Genomic DNA, 20220 nt, shown 5'->3' with positions numbered 1-20220 from the left:
CATCCGATTTCGCGGTGAGAATTCGGTTGAAAGGGCTTTCGTTTTTCCGGCGACTCAGTCCAACCAGATCGCCGAGACATTAAGGATTCAGATTTTGAAACGAGGGAATTCTCGGGTGAGAATGTGCCGCTTGCGCGTTGTTGCCAGGACGTTCCAGAACCGCCGCCTTGAACCTGGCTTCCACGGCGGCGTCCGCCTCCTCTTTGATATCGGTAAAGAATAGGATTTTTTCGGGTGCGATCTTCAGTTGTTCGGCGATCTTCGTATAACTCGAAGATTCCCGTTTGCCTCCGACGGCCGTATCGAAATAACCGGAAAAATATCCGGTCAAGTTGCCGGAATTTGAATATTCGAAAATTAACTTCTGCGCTTGAACGCTTCCGGAAGAATATACGGCGGCGCGTTTGCCCGCGGTTTGAATTCGGTTTAAAAAATCGGACACGTCTTCGAACATGGAACTTTTCAATTCGCCGCTTTCGTAGCCTTGTTTCCAAATTCTCCCTTGAATCTCTTTGAGAGGACCGCTTTTACGATCCACGCTCACGAGATGTTTGCAGTAATCGCTTAAACTTTGGGGAGAATCGTCGATCTTCCCCTTGTAAGTCGGATCGTTTTTTCCTTCTTCAAGAAGTTTTTCGACCCATTCTTTCTCCAAAGAATTCGACCGGAAGAACTCGTCGAACTTCCCGACCGAGTACGGAAACAGAACCTTATGTACGAACTCGATGGGAGTCGTGGTTCCTTCGATATCGAATAGATATAAATCGAATTCCTTTATATTCAATTACGCGGCCCCTCTGATTTTTTCGGCTTCCGCTACCAGGTATTCATGGACGTCTTTCTCGTCTTTCTCGAAATTTTTCAGAACGATCAGCCAGGAAAGCGCGCAAGGAACCCAAAATAAAACCGAGATCGAAAGTCCGAGCGATCTGTCTCCCGGAGTCAAACCCAAAATCACGGCGCTCATCGCGGGGCCGAGTCCTTTTCCGAGGTCGTCCGTTAGGTTGTAGAGAGCGAACATACTACTTCTATTTTTTGGAATATTCACGTTAATCAATGTAGCTCTGACGTTCGGTCCCGTTACGGAGATGATGAATCCGGTAAGGATGTTGACGATGATGAACAATCCAGAGCCGGCGATATTGTCCGCTTTTAAAAGATAAATGCACGGAAGAATCCCGATGAGAATACTCGACATGCAAAAAATCGGAAGAAGCCGTTTGTTGCGGTTGTAGATTTTTTGTCCGATGATTCCTCCGAAAAAAGTTCCCGCAAAAACGCCGATCGCGGCATAAGTGAGAAGCATCGTCGCCGTTGCCTTGTCGAGATGATAGGAAGTTTCGTAGTAGTCGACTAAGAACACGAAGAACACTCCCCACGGAACACAGCCCGGAATTCCCTGTAAAAAGATCCCTATGTTCGTTTTGTTTTGAAAGAGAAGCCGTACGTCGCTCCAACGAAGATGAAAACTTTCCTCGGGAAATTTTTCGGCGATTCCTGCCCATTCCGATTCTCCGCCGCCTCGAATCGGTTCCTTGCAAAAGATCCAATAGATGAGCGCAAAGAAAAAGGAAGGAATGGAAAGATAAATAAAGCTGGTTCTCCATCCGTTGATCGGGTCTGCGTTCCCTAAAATTCCTCCGAAAAGCTGACCTACGCCGAGTCCGATTCCCATCGAAAGCGAAACGTAAGCGGCGGCGGTGGATCTGGATTTATCTGAAAAGTAATCGCCGAGAACTGTAAACAGGAGCGGAAAAATTCCTCCGAGCCCGAATCCGGTTAAGGTTCTATAAATCACGAACTCGGGGTAACTCGTCGCGAATCCGGAAAGAAAACAGGGGACTTCTCCCAAAAATACGGAGAATAGGATAAGCATTTTGCGGGAATACTTTTGCGAAAGGTAGCCCATGCTCACCGATACGGCCCCGCCTAAGATGAAGAATAAAATCGGAATTACGCCGCCGATATACCAATCCACTTCTTCCTGGCTGTTGAGTCCGAAAGAGGCACCGATGTTTTTCAGGTTCGGTGCGATGAGATTTTGATCCGCGAATAGGAAGAAAGCCATTCCCATAATCATCCAGAACGCCAAAATCGCGTTCCATCCGTGGTTCGCCAATTCTCCCAATCCGAAAAAGCGAAGAAGGCTTTTTTCCGAAGGTCTTTTTTCCATATTCTCTCCGATCCGATGTATAATTCTTTTTAGAAACGAATTCAAACAATGGGGAACGCGGACGAAAACTCAAGGAAACTTTAAATCCGATTTTAGAATTCGATCCCCCGTTCGAGCGTTCGTAACGAGACATAGAAAACGATCCGTTTTATTTCAAAAGCGTTTAACGATGAAAATATTCCGTTTTTAATCTGTTTTAGAATATTTAGTTGACCCCTATGATTTTAATGATTCTTTTCTTCCAAACAAATCGGATTTCGCAATGACCTTTCATCACAAAGAATTCTACATTCTCTCCAGTTCCGATAAATCAAAGTTATATTGTCAATCTTGGACAAAACCGAACGCAAACCGAGTGATGATCTTTCATCACGGTTTCGGAGAACATAGCGGGCGTTATGCGAACCTGCTTCGTTATTTTGCGAAAAGCGACATCAACTTCTATTCCTTCGATATGAGAGGTCACGGGAATTCGGAAGGAAAGCGAGGTCACGCGGACTCCTTCGATTTATACGTAAGGGATCTTTCCGATTTTGCGAACGAGGTTTTAAAGAGGGAACAAAGGGACCGGTTTTTTCTTTTGGGTCATTCTCTCGGTGGAGCGGTCGTGCTTCGTTACGCGCAGGAAGGAATCAATCAGGATAACATTCTGGGATTGATTTTAGGTTCTCCGGCGCTTAAAGTAAGGATGGACTTTCAAAAGAAACTGAAGAAGTTCGTGGGCGGTTTTTTAAGCAGGATTTCTCCCGCTACGCTTGTGGACGCGGAATTGGATCTTCATTTTCTTTCGCATGATCCGGACGTGATCGAAGCGTATAAGCAGGATCCTTTGGTTCACGGGAAGGTTTCTTTAAAAATGGGGACCGAACTTTTGGAACTCGGGCCCAAACTGATCAAAAAGGCGAACGTGATCCGTTGCCCGGTTTTGATTCTTCACGGACAAGAGGACGGCCTAATCGACGTGAACGGTTCCATGGAACTTTATAAAAATCTAATTTATCGAAACAAACGAATGAAGATTTACCCGGGTTTGTATCATGAAATCATGAATGAATTTCCGGAACACAGAGACGAGGTTCTCGGCGATATTCAGGCGTTTTTGGATACGATCCTTCGGGAAAAATCTCCCGGCGAGGAGAAGAATTCTTCCCTGAAAATGAAGAAGAAACAGAAGGATTCCGCTTCCAATAAGAAGAAAACCGCCGTTTGAGGACTCGGGATTTTTCGGGTTTTAGGGAATTCGTATTTTAGAATGGATTGAAAGACGCGCGCGCGAAGCGCGCGCGGGAAATTCGCCGATTACTCTTTTCTATAGATAAAAATAAAGGAAAGTGTGAATAGAAATCCCAAGATGGCAACCAATCCGAGTAACGAACGTTCGGTGGTCGGAAACCAGGTTCCGTTTTCGATCTTACGGTTGACCCGTTCCGTCTCCACGTCTGCGACCGGATTTCCACCCGATACGGAAATCGAAACTTCGTAACGAGGAGAGGGATAACCGATCTTAAACGCCTTCATATCGGAAGGAACGTCTTCTTGAATCCTTTCCTGTTTAGCCGCGCCGATAAAGGAAACTTCCATATCTTGCGGTTTGGAAAAAACGGCTCTGTAACCTTCTTCCTTCTCGGCAAGCATTCTATCCTTAAAAGTCACTGTGGAAAGATTATTCGCCGGAATCGTATAAGAAATTTGTAATTCGGAACTTCCGGGAAGAATAGCTCTGTCCAAAAGTTTACCGTTCGGTCCGTCTTGGAGAGAAAGAGGAATCGCCATTCTGGATTCTCCCTGAGTGAGCTGCCCCGCGATCTCGGTCGCTTCGGATGGGACGAAAATTTCGAACGGATTCTGCTCGTCCTGATAACTTTTAGGAGGAATCGTGTTGTTGGATATTAGGAAAATCTTAAATACTCTGAGAAAATCGCGGCCTCTCGAGATCTGCATCGCGGATCTCGTTCTTACGAGGGATTTATCTCTTGTCTTTTCGTAGACGATGATTTCCTGAACTCCAGAGCGCATAACGGGGACGGGGGGAACCATCTTGTTGTAATTGACTCCGCCGTATTTCGCCTGAAGAAGAATCGGAGTCTGATCGGGAACGGTGAGTTTAGAAACGACGAAAGAGCCGCGGGAGGGTCCGATTTCCTTGATCGGAATCATTCCTTGTTGGAGTGCGATAATACGAAGGGATTCGATGCTTCCTTCTTGACCGGTGGTTCCGTTTTTGATCCGTATTTTCAGCTCCAGTTCTTCCGAATAGACGGAGGTTTGTATCAGTAAAAGGGAGAATAGAATCGTAATTATATTTTTCATCTCAGGGCTCTAAGGTCATTTTTATTCTGCCTATTCAAAAAGAAAATCCTTTACACTCACTTTTCTTCCCGTAACGTGATTCTCTCCGAAACGGCGATTTTTTCCGTTTAGACGTTCCTTAGGAGATTAAAATGGGTTGGTTGCGAAGAATATTAGCGATATTGGGAATCCTATTCGGTTCTCTTCTGATTCTGATCTACTCGATCACGTTTCACCCCGATCAGGCTCAACCCGCGGACGTTGTATGCAACGAAAACGCTCCGCTATTAAAGGCGGATTCTAAGATCAAGATTCTCGTTTGGAATGTTCAATATCTTGCGGGAAAGAAACGAGTGTTTTGGTACGACGTTCCGAACGGGGACGGACCCGACACCGGCCCATCCCGTGAAGAAATCGAATCGACGCTCAAAAAAATCACCGAAACCGTTCGTGCCGAAAATCCGGATGTGATTCTGTTTCAGGAGTTACATGACGGCGCAAAGAATACGTTCCAAGAGGATCAATTGGAAAGAATTCTTTCGCAAATCGGTCCTGCTTACGCCTGTTCAAGCGAGGCTTTTTATTGGAAGTCGTTATTCGTTCCTCATCCTAAGATTTTGGGAAGCGTCGGAATGAAACTCGCGACGATCAGTAAATATAAAATTTCCGACGGGATTCGTCATTCTCTTCCTTTGATGCCGGCGGATCCGGTTTCGACTCAGTTCGGTTTAAAAAGGGCGATTCTTCAAAATGATTTTCCGGTGGAAGGCGGGGATAAGTTCACAGTTTTGAACACCCATCTTGATGCGTTCTCGCAAGGAACGGATACGATGCACAGGCAAGTCGAAACGATCGCGGGGCTTTTGAAGGAGCTGGATCTTGCGGGTCATTATTGGGTGTTAGGCGGGGACTTCAATTTGCTTCCTCCGGGATTCGATCGTAAGTCCATGCACCCGAACGGCGCGTTCTTTTATTCGGATGAACAGGAAATCAAACCTCTGTTTGATAAATGGAATTCTTCTGTTCCATTCAATATTTTGAATGGACCGGAAAAGTCGAAGTATTATACGCATTATTCGAACGATCCTGCGATCGGAAAACCGGATCGAACGATCGATTATATTTTCTACTCATCCAATTTGAAACAGACAAGTTATCGAGTGGATCAAGGCGAGATTCTTTGGACTGTGTCCGATCATTTTCCGATGATCGGAACATATCTTTTGAAGAAATGACGACTTAGCTTTGACCGTATTCGATGCGAAGGAGATTTTTTTGAACCTACGACTGCCGGGCTAGGTTGGCGGAAAGGGACGGGCGTTATTTGAGCGCAGAAGGTTGAGTACGTCTGTTTTTTTAGTCGTTTCGTATTTTTTTATCGTTTTTGGTTTTTTCAAGCGGTTGTTTGCCCTGGAATTCTTTCTGCGGAACCGTTGGAGGCATGGGCGTACTGTTGCTATACTCCGATCATCGAATCGATTCTCGGCTTCAGGAAAGTAATACGAACGTTGTGACCTTGCTGATTCCTGAAGCCGTTTTGTTGCGTTATCCTGAACGCGACCGTAGGAATCTTCCCAAACGAATTCCGGAGCTGTTGAGAAGATACGGTAAATTTCTGACGGCGACAAAGAGACTTGGAAAAAAGGCTGGTCGGACTTTGTATCAACCGAGTCCGGGGAAGGAAAAGATGAAACGGATCAATGTTCGACTGAGCACCGGTAGCTGGACTTTGTTCGGGACTCTGGCGCAGGCTCATGGGGTTTCGCGCTGTTTTCTGTTTAATTATCTTCTGTGGTTGGAAGAAAACGAAATCGGGAATTCTATTGTGCAAACTATGAATGAAGGAGGTCCAACATTTCACAGAAAATACAGTTATATCCTGGACCTCGACCTGCTCAATAATCGCGTTTCAAGGCTCTTACAATGCGAACCGGAGGACAGTTTTTACGTTTTAGATTATCGCGATTGGTTCCGGACCGCGCCGTCCTAATACAAAACCTTCTCGACATTCTCCCTAAAGTACTAAGCTCAGATTGAAGTTGCCAAAGAAATTGCAAAGAATTCTCTGGATGAAGATCCCATATTCACAAGCGATGTTCGGAAGAAAAATGGGATCGCATTTTACGGAACGGAAAGCTTATGAGACCTTTTAAAATATTAGGAATTCAGCAAATCGCGGTCGGCGGCGAAGACAAAAAGAAACTCGAAACATTTTGGGTCGACATACTCGGACTCGAAAAAACGGGAACGTTCAAGAGTGAAAAAGAAAACGTCGACGAAGATATTCTCAGAATGGGTAAGGGCGCATTTGCGGTAGAAGTCGACATCATGCAGCCGATCGACGTCAACAAAAGCCCCAAGGTTCACGAACCGAAACTCAATCACATCGGCCTTTGGGTTGACGACATTCATAAAGCGGTCGAATGGCTCACCGCCAAAGGAGTTCGTTTCACTCCGGGCGGAATCCGCAAAGGCGCAGCGGGATACGACGTATGTTTCATTCATCCTAAAGGAAACGAAGAATTTCCGTATTGTTCCGAAGGAGTTCTCGTCGAACTCGTTCAGGCTCCCGCCGACGTAATCCAAGCTCTCGCCTAAAATTTACGGGCGTGCCGCGGCTTTCGTTTCAATTAAAGAGACGGAAGCGAACAAAACGCGGCCGCGCTCTCAGCTCCGGTCAACAAATTGAATTTTTCTTTTTTTGAATATTCGATTTTTAGAAAGCCAATTTGTTGACCCCGCTTCGATCGCTCACGCGGTTCTCCACAAAAATTCAGCTGAAGATTGTCTCGAGCTTGAGACGTATTCCGATAGAAAAACCGCGTGCGGCCTCAGAGGACGTTCGAATTTTCAAATATTAGAAAAACGGAAAGCGGTTACTTTTTGCCTAAAAGAAAAAAGGTTCTCATCGGACCCTTCCCTTTGACTTCGATGATTCCGCGATCTTCGAATGTGAATAATTCTTTGAGTGCGTTGTAGGTCGCTTCGGAACAATTGATCTTTCCCGGTTCTCCGTGCGATTCCATTCTGGAAGCGGTATTTACCGAATCGCCCCACAAGTCGTATACGAATTTATTTTTACCGATCACACCGGCGACTACGTCGCCGGTGTGAATCCCGATTCTGATATTAAACTCGTATTTCCACGACTTCTGAAGATCCTTCAATCCTCGGATCATATCGATTCCGGCTAACGCGATTTTTTCCGCGTGGTCCGGCGTTGCGTTCGGAATTCCGCCCGCCATCATATAACAATCCCCGATGGTTTTGATCTTTTCGAGTTTGTATTTACTCGCGATCTCGTCGAAACAGGTGAAGATCTGATTCAGGATTTCAACGAGCTGGTTGGGAGTGGGGATCTGGGTGGAAAGTTTGGAAAAACCGACGATGTCCGCGAATAAGACCGTGGAAGTCGGAATGTAATCCGCGATCACGCCTTCTCCGCCTTTCAATCGTTCGGCGATCGTCTTCGGGAGAATGTTCAGAAGAAGGCTTTCCGACTTCTGCCTTTCCTTTTCCAAACCTTCGTTTAACATATTGATTTTTTCCAATGAATCCTTGAGTTCCCGGTTTCTCTTGGAAAGCGTCTTATATGCGTCCGCGTTATCCACCCCGATCGCTACGTAGTTCGCTAGAGTTCTCAAGATGCTGAGCTGATTTTCGTTGAACGCGTTTTTCTCGTAGCTTTGGATTGTAAGCATTCCGATGAAACGTTCCTCCACCTTCAACGGAAGATAGACTACCGAACTCGTCTTTTCTCCGAAGTGTTTTTGGATCGTGGAAACGTATTGCGGAAAATCTTTTTCGAGATCGTTGGTGATGAGTTCCTGATTGTTGTGATAACAGAACGAGGAAGGATTCTCCTCCGCGAGGGAATCCACCGAAGGGGCCGGAGTATAACGGCCTTCGATCAAGCTGAACTTATATTTGATTTCGTTTTTGCCTTCTTCAATGATACCGAATGCGAGGATGTCCATCGATACCATGGACTTCGTGTTCTCGTAAACGGAAGTCAGAATGATCTTCGGTTCTAAACTCGCGGTAATCATCTGACCGATTTCGCTCAACTGCTTGAGGTTCTGATAAGAAGATACGAGTCTTTGATTGGAGTCCTGCAATTCCGTCTGCGTTTTGATCAGACGGTTCTGCGTGGAATCCCCGATCTTCATCAGCTTCGAGGATTGTTTTAAAAGGGATTCGTAGGCTTCTCCGAGTTTCTTCAGCTCTTCGAAAACTTCCTCTTTGCCTAGGGATTCTTTCCTGTCGAGGGTTCCATTGACTTCGTTTAACAACTGAAATTCGTTTTCGAAAAAGGAATTAAAGTCCTTCTGAGCTGAAGATGCTGGTTCCATGCGTGGTTTCGATTACCGAGCCGTTTTATTTATAGGATTTTAATTCGAACGGCAGGGAAAGATCCGAGGAGAATTCCTCTCCGGTTTCCTGCATATCGTCGTCGTCCTCTTTGTACAACCAAAGTATCTTGACCTTGCCGCTCTGATCGTGATACTTCTGAAGAGAATCCAGAATATCCATGATCACTTTAGACGAACTCGTATTGAAATAATCCAACTGAAATTTCACTTGAATCGATGCCTTCGATCCCATCGCCGCGTTCAGCCAATCGAATACGGGTTTGTAAAAGGCGATCGCGTTTTCGGGATAGGATTCTCCGATGATTTCAACCACTCCCTTCTCTGTGTCTAAAATAACCTCCGGAGAAGTTTTTGTTTGTTGAATGTGTAATGATTCCATTCTCAATTTTCCTTTGTAAAGTATGCAGAAAGTGTAAAGAACGAATGTTTATCGTCCACCGGCGAGATATTATATGTAAGCGGTCCGTCAGACTTTCTAGCGATATCGATCAAACCGACTCCCGCGCCTTTGCTGTCGTCAGGTCTATCCGAGCGCAACTGCTGTTGGTAATAAGTTTTTAACTCGTCCCTCGACATAGAATTTATTTTTTCGCATTTGGCTTTCAGGGATTCTATTTTGTCGTTTAGTACAAGGTTCCCGGACGAAACATTATAGCCAATCGATTTTTCGTCGACCATGATGATGCCGACGCCGCCCTCTCTGCCGTCTTCGAGAGCTTTTCTTTCCGCAGAATAGTGTAGCATATTCTGTGCGAGTTCGATGAAAACTGCGAAGATTTTTTTAATTTTCGACTCCGCACTCAGGGACGTCCGGATCATCGAACCGAATTCCGTCAGGACTTCTTGCGAGAGACGCCCTTTAAAGGAAACAATTAATTGATAATCGCAGGCCTCTTTATACTGCTTAAACAGGTCTACGGACTTGTTTTCCATCATTTCTTTTTAACATGCTCCTATAGTTTCGTTTCCCGGATCAGGTTCTAAAACCGATCAAAGTTATGTCATCTCTCTGAGCTTCCCCCGCTTGATGGCCGTCTAAAAAGGCGGCTAAGCGCTCTTTCTGTTCCGGCGCGGGCAGAGACGAGACGCTTTGCAGATAAGAGATCAATCCTTTGCTCGCGATCCTCTGTCTTTGAGGATTCGGCTGATCCATATAACCGTCCGTCGCGAGATAAAACATGGTCGGTTTTCCCTTTTCCAGTTTTACTTCGTGCGTGGTGTACGTTCTGGAATCTTCTTTTTGTCGTCCGCCGATCGAATGTCTGTCGCCTTTGATCTCTTCGATCATATCACCCTTTGAGAAGTAGAGCGGTCTTTTGGCGCCGGCGAACAGAACTTTATCACCGTCGATTCTGCAGAAGCAGACGTCCATGCCGTCCACCGAGTTGGCATCCATGGTATCCTGCTTTAAGGCTTGGCGAACATTTCGGTTTAAATGTTCCAAAACCTTGCCCGGGTCTTTGATCCCCGCCTCATTTACGATCTGGTTGAGTAAAGTGTTTCCTATCATTGACATTAATGCACCGGGGACTCCGTGTCCAGTACAATCGACCGCCGCAAGAAAAATTGATCCTTCTTTTTTACTGAACCAGTAGAAGTCGCCCGATACGATGTCCTTGGGTCTGAATAATACGAATTGCTCATTTAGATTCTTTGCAAGTAGATCTTCGGAAGGAAGAATCGCTTGTTGAATATTCAAAGAATATTGAATACTATCCGTGATGTGCTGGTTCTTCAGTCCCAGGTCCGCGTTGGCCTGCGCCAATTCCCTCGTCCTCTCCCTTACTTTTTCCTCCATGTTCGCGTAGAGTAACGCGTTATCGATGGAGATCGCCGCTTGCGAGGAAAGAATGTTCATGATCTGAAGCCGGTCCGAAGTGAACGCCCCTTCCGAAAGATTGTTTTCAAGATATAAAATCCCGGAAATCTCCCCTTGTTTGATCACCGGCGCGCAGAGAACCGATTTCGTTTTGGAATTTTTGATATATTCGTCTTTGTTAAACTTCTCGTCCTGGTTCGCGTTGCGCAAAACCAGATTCTCCTTGGTCCGCTCCACGTAATAGATGAGGGAGATCGGAAGATTTTTGCTGTTGCCGAGAGGAATGCCGGTCAATACTTCGACGTCGTCCTTGGAAATCGAACCTTCGGCTTCCACGTAGAGTCTTCCTTCTTTTTTCAGAATAAGAACTCCGCGTTGAGCGCCCGCGTTCTCGATTACGATCTTCATCAGTTTATCGAGAAGATTTTCCAGTTTGATCTCTCCGGAAATCGCCGTCGAACTTTTTAAGACCGACTGAAGATCGAGAGTTTGGCCCGAGTAAACTTCCGTAGCGGCCGCGGTCGTGCTGGAAATCGTTCGATGTGTGCGTAACGTTCCGGTTCCCCGTTCGCGGATGAATTCAGGAAACTTGGACTTGAGCATGCTTTGTTTGAGGTTCGCTCCCCAAAGTCCGTAACGGTGATACGCTTCGTTGACGAATTCTCCCGCGATCTTGACGCTTCCCTTGGAAAGCCAGAACATCGCGGCGATCTCGCAGGCGAGTGCCTCGTCGTTTTGGAATTCGTTTTTTCTGGCCTCGCGGATCGCCGCTTCATACGTCCTTGCCGCCTTCCAGTTTTTGTATTCGAGTCTTGCAAGCTCCGCGTCCACGAGAAGATATTTGTGATAGAAGTTTTCCGGGCAGCTTTCGGCTAACGTTAGAAGTTGTTTCTGATTCTCGCGGATCTTTTTTAGGTATTCCTTTTTGCGATCGGGAGAAACCTTTTTGTAATTCGCCGCGAGCGCGAGCGAATATAAAAAGTTGTGTTCGAGCGGGCCGTATTGACCTCCGAGATAGAGAATCATTCCGTTCGCTTCTTCGGCTTCCTGAAGGGCGAGTTGATATTCTCCGTACATCAAAAGGGAACGGACCTTCATCACCTTGAACGTAACGATCGGAGCCGGGCTCTGGTGATCGTTGCAGAGATCGATGTATTCCTTCTCCTGATATTCGGCGGAGGAAAAGTCCAGATGACTTCCGGTTTCTCCTCTGAGGTTGGAAAGGATCAAGGTCGTTCCGAGGATCGTGTCGATGGCGAGGTTGTTCTTCACCTTGCGTACGAACTTGAGAAGTTGATTGATCTTCGGTTTGAGAATCTCGAGATTCTTCCCTTGAAACATCACGTTAGACGCATCGTTCATCGCGGCGTAACTTCCGTGCAGAAATTCCCCCGAATCCAACGCGGACTGAACGCACTTGATGTTTACCTCTTCCGAAAATTTCAGATGTTTTACGAACGAAGAAGAGTAATTCGCGAGAATGTTCGCGGCTTTCGTATAACCGCCGGAGTTCATGTGTTTTTCGCTGAGTTTCACCGCGAGTTCGCAGAAGTCGTAAGCCCCTTTGTAGTCGGCGAGTTTTCCCACAAGAACCATTCCGTAACAGGAATATCCGTACGAATCGGAAAGATTCCCGTACTTCATCAGCAGGTTCGCCATCTTCAAACAGATGACGGGGAAGAGGGCGGGTTCCTTGTTGTATGCCATCGGAATTGCGCTGATCAAAAGATTGACCGCCCAGATATGATTCGGGTCCGTCATCAGAGGCTCGTCTAACAGCGCCGTTACGCTTCTGTTCTTGAGATTCTTCTTCGCTTCTTCGATTTCCTTGTCGACCACCTTATCGAAGTTGGAAGTGGGGATTTCGATTCCGAGAGGTTTGAGAGCTTTGATGACGGTCGGCATCGCGAGATCGTATTTTCCCTGCGCGGAGTATTCGATCATGAGAAGGTTATACGCTTCCGCCTGTTCCACGGGAGTTTTGGATTGTTTCAGAAGAATCTGAATGATCTCCTGAGATTCCTCGAAATTTCCGTTGAGATACAAGACTTCAGCGAGCTCCTTGTGAACCGCGTAACAGAGTTCGTATTCCTTGTTCCAGAGTTCCTTGTCTCCTTTGCCCGCTTCGGGAAGGGAGAATAGAAGTTCTCTCGATTTTTCGGAATACGCCTTTGCCGGTTTGTATGCGGCGGAGAGTTTAGCCTTTTGCGCGGCTTGAAGATTCAATTGTAATAATTTACGTTTTTCTAAATTATCCTGAATGAGAGCCGAACCGGTGTTCAAGTGGTTGACCACGTCGAAGATGGAATCTTCCAGGGATTTTTCGTTCAGGTTCTCGAGAAGAATTCTTCCGATCTGAAGTCGAACGGATTGTTTCTGGTTCTCGTCCAGAAGTTCGTAGCTCGCCTGCTGCACCCGGTCGTGTTGAAAACGGAATTGAATCGATTTGGCGGTTTGGAAATTCTTTTCCCGGTTGTCTTTGATTTCCTCCATCGAATCGACCAATCGATAGTTGTCTCCGATCGGAACGATCAATTCCTCTTCCATGGTTTCCATCAGCGCGGCCATGGTTTCCTTCAATGTCGCTCCGAGAATTTTGGATTGGATTCCGAGATCGAAGTTGCTTCCGATACAGGACGCGAGTTTCAGAGTTTCCTGCGTGCGCGGAGCGAGTTTTTTGATTCTTCGCACGAGAAGTTCGACTACGTTATCCGAAATATCCGTCTTTTTGATCTTTTCGAGATTCCAGATCCACTTTCCGGAAATCGTGGAGCTTCCTTTTTGATACGAGATGATTTCCTCTTTGGAGAGTTGTTTTAAAAGCTCGTTGATAAAGAACGGATTTCCTCTCGTTTTCGAATAAACGATTTCCGCGAAACTCTGCGTCTCGTCCTTGGGTCTGCGTAAACTGTCGGAAAGAAGTTCGTTTACGTTCTCCAGACTCAAGGGCTTTAGAAGAATTTTGTCCAAGCGAAATCCTTCCTTTTCCAAACCCGTTACGAGAGTCGAAAACGGATGGGTCGAATCGACTTCGTTATCCCTATAGGCTAACATTAGGAAAAGATAATTTACGGATACGTCCTCGATTAAGTTCTTCACGAGTTCGAGGGAAGGGGTGTCCGCCCACTGCAAATCGTCCAAAAAGATCGCGAGAGGATGTTCCGCGTTCGCGAAGATTTTGATGAAATTTTGAAATACCAAATAGAATCTGTTCGCGTTTTCCTGCGGACCGAGTTCGGTTACGGGCGCCTGTTCGCCGATGATGAACTCGAGTTCCGGCAACACGTCGGTCATCACCTTTCCGTTGACGCCTAACGTGTCGTGAATTAGATTTTTCCATTCCTCGATGCGTTCGGGAGATTCGGTGAGAATCTGTTCTATGAGGTTGGAGAACACTTGAATGATCGCGCTGAACGGAACGTTCCGGTTGTATTGATCGAATTTTCCGGAAATGAAATATCCCTTCGATTCCGTGAGGGGTTTATTGATCTCCTTTACGAGAGAGGATTTTCCGACGCCGGAATAACCCGCGATCAGAACGACGCTCGTTCTCCCCGTATCGGTTACGCGTTTGAATTCGCTTAACAACGCCGCGATGTATTCCTCTCTTCCGTAGAGTTTTTGAGGAATTTTGAATTCGTTGGAATAATCCTTGGAGCCTAGAGGGAAGGCGGGCGCGTCTCCGGATTCCAGCCATTTGTCCCGGATCGTTTCGAGATCGGCTTTGAGCCCTTCCGAGGTTTGATATCTGTCTTCCGCGGTTTTGGAAAGAAGTTTTAATACGACATGAGAAAGCGCTTCCGGAATTTCGTTGCGGAGTTTGCGCGGTTCGATCGGCGACTTTGCGAGATGAAAGTGAACGAGCTCCAAAAGATCTTCGCTTTCGAACGGAAGTTTGCCCGTAAGAAGTTCGTAGAACGTTACTCCCAAAGAATAGAAATCGCTTCTGTAATCCACGGAACGGTTCATTCTTCCGGTTTGTTCGGGAGAAACGTAATGAATGCTTCCTTCCAATCGGTTCGGATTGGACCAGGAGGTTTCTTCCTTGGAAAGTCGAGTGGAAATTCCGAAGTCCACGATCCGTAAGAGTTCGTTTGCCGGATTGAAGATGATGTTATCCGGCTTTAAGTCCTTGTGTATTACCTTTTTATTATGGATTTCTCCAAGCTTTTCGGCGAGGTCGATCGCGATCTTAAAAAAGTCCTTCAGGTTTACCGGTTTTTTTTGGGAAAAATGTTTGAGCGTCGCACCGGGAACGAACTCCAAAATCAAGGTGAATCCTTCCGGAATCTTCTCCATTCCGAAGGCGTGGATCATTTTTTCGGAAGCGAGATAATTGAGAATTTCGTATTCGTTCCGCAAGTTGACGACCGCCGGATGCAGTTCGTCGAGGATCGGAATATATTTGATCACCACGTCGGCCCCGTCCTTCGTTCGGACGGCTTTGTAAACCTCCGTGGACGAATCCGCGTTCATTCTTTCTTTTAATTCGTAACCGTTTATTTTCATATAGTTCGATTGCCCCGATCCCGTTCAAAGACGGAACAAGAGTCCTCCCCAATAAAATCCGCCTCCGACGGCGGGTGTGAGGAATAAATCTCCTTTTTTAAACTTTCCTTTATAATAATATTCTGATAATACGATGGGGATCGAAGCGGCGGAAGTGTTTCCCACTCGTTCGAAGTTCATCAGGATTTTTTCCCTCGGAAACTTGGTCCGCTTGAGAACGTCCTGAACGACCACGTCCGTTCCCGGATGAGGAACGACCCAATCGATGTCGTCTACGGTCAGTCCGTTTTTTTCCAACAGAAGATCCATCGATTTGAGAGTAAGATCCGCCGCGTTGGTCACTAGTTCCGGATAACTTTTCACGTAACTCTGCGGCGGCGGTCCGGTTACGATGATCCCGGCCAAATCCCCGTCGTCCTGCAGAAAGGAATCGATGATTCCGAAATTTGGATCACCCGTATGTTCGAGAAAAACTCCCGCCGCCGCGTCTCCCGCCGTGAATTCTCCATAACCGCCCATGCGCGTTCTTACGGAAAACCGTTCGCTTCCGATCACGAGCGCGTTCTTAAATTTGCCCGAACCCAAATACGCGGAAGCGGTTTGAACTCCGTGAACGAATCCCGTGCAGGCGGTGCTTACGTCGAAAGCGAGTGCGTTTTTTGTTCCGGAAAGTTTGGACGCCTGAGGCGCGAGATCGGGTAGATAATAACGATCGGTCCAGTTCGCGAGAATGTAAAGATCCACCTCCTCCGGTTTTTTACCCGCGTCCTTCAGCGCCATTTCGGCGACTTGCGCCGCCATATACATGGCCGTTTCTTTTTCGTTCGCCCTTCTTCTTTCGTTGACTCCGATGTTTCCGATGACGGCTTTTTCTGCCGGATGCATTTCCGGAAATTTCAACCGCGAGCGGATCTCTTCGTTAGTCACGATCTGTTCGGGAAAGTAATGACCGAATCCGGTGATTCTTACTCCGTTCGACGTTAGATTTTTTCCGCTCATAAGGGTCCTCTAGTAAATTCAAATTTCATTTTATTATGGAAGTCTTGTATATACCATAAATTGTTCTATGTAAATCTTTTCCGGATCCAATTCCCTCAAAACAGTAAGTTCTTCCGCGGTTACGGGAGGTTCGTTTTTGAGAGGGACGTCCTCGTCCGGCGGAAGCCAGGAAGTAAAACGTAGCACCGCTTCTTCCGGTTCCATCTCCTCGTCCGAAGGAGGAGCGATCCAATGGGAGAATTCAAACACGTGATCCGAGTTCGGTTTTCTTTGGAATCTTCCGAACTGACAAACCGCTTCCATTACTCGATCTCCGACCGAAGTGATGTAGTTTACGTGTTTTACGAATCTTCCGCGGTTCGCTTTCGCTACTACGATACAATCCGCAACGGCAGCGATGTCGTTCGCGCCGCCCGAACCCACAAGAAATTTTCCCTTTGCGGTTTTCGTGGAGTTAATGTTGCCGAACCAATCCACTTCCGCCGCTCCTAACACTCCGAGACAATGATCGGGAACGACCGTGCCTAAGATGCTCGTGATGTCGGAAAGCATCGTACATTCTTTCGTATGCAATTGACTGAAAAGAAAAACGTCTCCCGTATGAGGTTTCATCGAATAGAAGCCGAGTTCCGTGATGACCTTTACGGAAATTCCTTCCTGTTCGAGAAAGCGGGCCGCTGTCCATGCGGAAATATGAGCCGCACCGATTCCCGCGAGAATCGTTTTGTAACCTTTGAGTTTGACGTATTCCTGAATCGCTCTCGCCGCAAGAATGATCATCTGCTCCGAGTCGTTGACCGTTTTCGGATCTTCGAGTTTGACCGCTTTGTTTTCTTCGGGAATCTGTTTTAACTTTCTGAGTCGTGTGCTTCCGAGACGATCCAGATATTCCTTATGACCGCCTTCGATGTTTACGAAATCCGAGTACCATTTTTCGGCGCGGGAAGGAACGTTGGCCGCTTCGTTGGCCTCGATCTGAAACTCGTAGTCGTCGAGATACGTGGAAAGACCTTCGAATGCGGAAACTCCCGGAAGATTATAAACGCGCAAAGATTGAGGATGTGCGCCGAATTCCGCGACGGAAATCGCCGTGACTCGATTGCCCGGAATCGTAACGAGTTCGGGGGGAATCGTTCCTTTCGGAACGATCTTTTCCACCGTCGCGACGACTCCTTTGGTTGCGGCAAGAGCTCCCCAGTATCCTTCTCCGCTCGGAGGACAAAGAACGAGATTTCCTTCTTCGTCGCCGACGACCGCGTGGATCAAAGTGAAGTCCGGGTTTAAGGGAAGAATATAAGCGAGATCGACTCCGCGTTTTCCTCTGTAGTTTTCCGCGGTAGAACCGTTCGGACCCGCCGAACGGTTTTGCGGATCGGGAAACAAGAACGCCGTTTTTCCGAGTTTGTCTAGAATGAGATCGCTTCCCAAAAGCGAGTTCGTGATAAAACCGGGAAGACGCATCGCGCCCGCCATCAATCTTTGAACGATGCTGAGCAGGGACCAAAGCTCCAGTTCGAACGGAGATCCTTCGAGTAAATTAGAATATAATGAATTAGGCGAGGGTTTCGGATAGTTGTCCCCCGCAAAACCGGTGATCATTCGCTTAACGATTTTCGCGATCGTAAGGGCGTGTGCGCTGGAATGAATTCCCGCCATACTGATGATGAACTCCGGATTCGTGTTTTGAAAACAACGTGCGAGCGAATAGATGAGAGCGTTGGGTCTGGACATGGTTGCGGAAAGATGCAAGTGCATGCCCGGACGCACGATTTCCCGGATCATCCCGTCCGGGTCGTTAAAGATCTTCGTATTTGCTTCCAATGATTCCAAGGTTTCCGATCAGCGTACGTTATGAGTTCTTTGTCATCCGTTCGGATCGTTTTCACCTTCCGATCCGCATACGAGAAAAAGGGAAAAATCACAACCGGAAATGTTCCCTTTTTTCGAACTTCTGAATATTTTTATACGATCCGTTTTTCGACAAACAGCGCGTAGATCGTGACGCACGGCAATGGTGAAAGATCTTCTTTCAAGAATGTGCTCTAGCAAGAACTTTTTACCGAACAATTTAAAAACGGCGTCTTCTCAAAAAAGAAACTCGTCGACAACGGGAGAATTCTTCCGTTCGTCTCGAAGAAAAAAAATTCCGGAGCGAGGCTTTCGAAAACACAAACGGGAATTTCACTTCAAGACGGGCCTTTCGAAATCCGAAATTATAATGAGAAGGAAATTTATTTCCGTCGTCTTCGAATTTCCCTTATGTCGCAACGGGAGTTTTCGCGGCGGATTTCGAAATATCTATGACCGACATACAGATCGAATTTCCGGAGAAGTATTATTTCTCGACGGAGCTGGCGATCCGCAAAACGGATCTGGCTCTGGATATACACGTGTCCTTCGCTTCGATTCTGGACATCGTGATGGAGGCGCATCTCCAGTTCTTTCAGTATCTCGGATTTTCGGTAACGGATATTTACGGAAAGAGCATCATCTTTGCCAATGCGGGAATTCTCTATCAGGGAGAATTGCTTTACAACGACCGCGTCAAGATAGACGTCGTGTTGGACAATCTCGGCGAAAAATCCTTCGATCTGACGTTCCGTCTTTCCAAGGACGATCGAAGAGAAAAGGTTTCTCTCGTTAAGATTCGTGTTTTGTTTTTCGATTATTCCATCCGTAAAGTCGTGTCCGTTCCCGAAGGATTCCGTAAAATTTTTACGGAAGGAAAAATTCCTTCGTATACTTCTCCTCCCGTGGGAACCGATGCGGCGGAGAAGGAAAGCGCAAAATCTTCCGCAACCGCGCAGATCCGCAGCTTTGACAAATTGGAAGTGTTGCGTCTCGCTCACGATCTCATTTTGAAAGTATACTCGCTCGGAAACAGGATGGACGCGGTCAAACTCAAAGAACACGGACCTCTTCTCGAACACATCCGATCTGTTTCCGCTCTTCTTCCCGTGCGCATAGCAGGAGCTTGGGGAAGTAGAATCCTTTCCGAAAAGATCAAAAACATTCTCAAGGCGAAAGTCCATCTGGAAGAACTCCGTTATCTGCTCGTTCTCGTACAGGATCTGAAGGTTTCTTCGATCGAAAAGGAACTAGGCGATCTGGAAACGATCAACATACATCTGAAAAAATATCTTTCCCGGGTTCGCAACGGAAAGACGAGAAAGCTGATCTAAGTAAATTCTAAAATTTGAATATCATTTCGGAGAATTCCATGAGAGACAAAGTCGCGATGGTTACCGGAGGCAGCACCGGAATCGGAAAAGCAGTCGTACGGGAGTTCGTCTCGAAAGGCGTCAAAGTCGTGTTTTGCGGACGCAGACTCGACGAGGGAAAAAAACTCGAATCGGAAGTCCGTTCTCAAGGCGGGGACGTTCATTTCGTCGTTTGCGACGTGACTTCCGGGGAACAAGTGAAGAAGGTCGTCGATACCGCCGTGGAGAAATTCGGGAGATTGGATTTCGGAGTCAACAACGCGGGAATCATGGGAGTCAATCATCTCTTACACGAATATCCGGAAGACGTTTGGGATAACGTGGTGAACGTGAACCTCAAGGGCGCTTGGCTGTCGATGAAGTATCAAATCCCGGAAATCGTCAAGGCAGGGGGAGGGGCCGTCGTGAACGTTTCCTCCATCTCGGGAATCAACGGGGTCGTCGGAATCAATCCTTATTCGGCCGCCAAACACGGCGTTGTCGGATTAACAAAAAGCGCCGCTTTGGAATACGCAAAGAAGAATGTTCGCATTAACGCGATTTGTCCGGGTGCGGTTAAAACCGAAATCCTGGACGAACTCTTTCATCTCGCCAAAGATCCGATCGAAGCGGAAAAGCAGCTGGTCAAGTTGCATCCCATGCACCGAATCGCAACGCCGGAAGAGATCGCAAAAACCGTACTCTGGCTCTGCGGAGAGGATTCCACTTTTATTACGGGGACGGCGATTCCGGTCGACGGCGGTTACTCCGCGAAATAGGGTTTTTTTGAAAACCTGTTGCAGAAAATTTTGGAATCAAAACATTAGAAACAGTCTATTTTCTAAAAAAAGAATTTGG

General features: G+C 46.9%; 15 protein-coding genes. 6 read left to right on the top strand and 9 right to left on the bottom strand.

The features are described 5' to 3' along the window. Positions 1–79 precede the first annotated feature (79 nt). Positions 80–784 (bottom strand): acireductone synthase, encoded by a 705-nt coding sequence (gene mtnC, locus LFX17_RS13675; RefSeq protein ID WP_238747104.1) that lies wholly within the window; start codon positions 782–784, stop codon positions 80–82. Further along, a complete protein-coding gene (locus LFX17_RS13670) occupies positions 785–2173 on the bottom strand; it encodes an MFS transporter (RefSeq protein WP_238730742.1) in 1389 nt (462 codons plus the stop codon). It abuts the gene before it with no gap. Between the two features lie 262 nt (positions 2174–2435). On the opposite strand from LFX17_RS13670, the gene LFX17_RS13665 reads away from it, so the two are divergent. Further along, entirely contained in the window at positions 2436–3383 is a 948-nt protein-coding gene (locus LFX17_RS13665; RefSeq protein WP_238747103.1) for an alpha/beta hydrolase, read from the top strand. Between the two features lie 89 nt (positions 3384–3472). On the opposite strand, the gene LFX17_RS13660 is transcribed toward LFX17_RS13665, so the two are convergent. Continuing rightward, complete coding sequence (locus LFX17_RS13660; protein WP_238730740.1) at positions 3473–4483, bottom strand: hypothetical protein; 1011 nt, start codon at positions 4481–4483, stop codon at positions 3473–3475. Positions 4484–4614: 131 nt separating this feature from the next. Between LFX17_RS13660 and LFX17_RS13655 the strand changes: the two genes are divergently transcribed. From LFX17_RS13655 to LFX17_RS13645, 3 genes are all read left to right on the top strand, one after another. Beyond that, positions 4615–5697, top strand: coding sequence for an endonuclease/exonuclease/phosphatase family protein (locus LFX17_RS13655; RefSeq protein ID WP_238730739.1), 1083 nt, complete (start codon positions 4615–4617; stop codon positions 5695–5697). Positions 5698–5903: 206 nt separating this feature from the next. Then, a complete protein-coding gene (locus tag LFX17_RS13650; RefSeq protein WP_238730738.1) occupies positions 5904–6452 on the top strand; it encodes a DUF1564 domain-containing protein in 549 nt (182 codons plus the stop codon). A 149-nt stretch (positions 6453–6601) separates the two neighbouring features. Further along, a complete protein-coding gene (locus tag LFX17_RS13645; protein ID WP_238730737.1) occupies positions 6602–7060 on the top strand; it encodes a VOC family protein in 459 nt (152 codons plus the stop codon). Between the two features lie 278 nt (positions 7061–7338). On the opposite strand, the gene LFX17_RS13640 is transcribed toward LFX17_RS13645, so the two are convergent. Genes LFX17_RS13640 through LFX17_RS13615 form a run of 6 tightly spaced genes read right to left on the bottom strand, consistent with a single transcriptional unit; the run spans position 7339 to position 17983 of the window. Then, positions 7339–8814, bottom strand: coding sequence for an adenylate/guanylate cyclase domain-containing protein (locus tag LFX17_RS13640; protein ID WP_238747101.1), 1476 nt, complete (start codon positions 8812–8814; stop codon positions 7339–7341). A gap of 25 nt (positions 8815–8839) precedes the next feature. Next, positions 8840–9214 carry a DUF1987 domain-containing protein gene (locus tag LFX17_RS13635; protein ID WP_118956256.1) on the bottom strand — a complete coding sequence of 125 codons (375 nt, stop codon included), beginning with the start codon at positions 9212–9214 and terminating at the stop codon, positions 8840–8842. Positions 9215–9216: 2 nt separating this feature from the next. Continuing rightward, the gene (locus tag LFX17_RS13630; RefSeq protein WP_238730735.1) at positions 9217–9771 is read right to left on the bottom strand and encodes a SiaB family protein kinase; all 555 of its coding nucleotides are present in this window, start codon (positions 9769–9771) and stop codon (positions 9217–9219) included. A gap of 37 nt (positions 9772–9808) precedes the next feature. After that, entirely contained in the window at positions 9809–15163 is a 5355-nt protein-coding gene (locus tag LFX17_RS13625; protein ID WP_238747100.1) for an AAA family ATPase, read from the bottom strand. A 24-nt stretch (positions 15164–15187) separates the two neighbouring features. Next, entirely contained in the window at positions 15188–16162 is a 975-nt protein-coding gene (locus LFX17_RS13620) for a ketoacyl-ACP synthase III (RefSeq protein ID WP_238730733.1), read from the bottom strand. A 33-nt stretch (positions 16163–16195) separates the two neighbouring features. Further along, on the bottom strand, positions 16196–17983 hold the full coding sequence (locus tag LFX17_RS13615) for a CoA-transferase (protein ID WP_238747789.1): 1788 nt from the start codon (positions 17981–17983) through the stop codon (positions 16196–16198). A gap of 479 nt (positions 17984–18462) precedes the next feature. Here LFX17_RS13615 and LFX17_RS13610 point away from each other — a divergent pair, with 479 nt between their 5' ends. Continuing rightward, complete coding sequence (locus tag LFX17_RS13610) at positions 18463–19344, top strand: acyl-CoA thioesterase (RefSeq protein ID WP_238747099.1); 882 nt, start codon at positions 18463–18465, stop codon at positions 19342–19344. 38 nt (positions 19345–19382) lie between these two features. Continuing rightward, on the top strand, positions 19383–20141 hold the full coding sequence (locus tag LFX17_RS13605) for an SDR family NAD(P)-dependent oxidoreductase (RefSeq protein WP_238747098.1): 759 nt from the start codon (positions 19383–19385) through the stop codon (positions 20139–20141). Positions 20142–20220: the final 79 nt, after the last annotated feature.

This window comes from Leptospira sanjuanensis (assembly GCF_022267375.1).
In the GTDB taxonomy this organism is placed as follows: domain Bacteria; phylum Spirochaetota; class Leptospiria; order Leptospirales; family Leptospiraceae; genus Leptospira; species Leptospira sanjuanensis.
The sequence above is the reverse complement of the archived record's forward strand: the minus strand, read 5'-3'. Positions and strand labels throughout refer to the sequence as shown.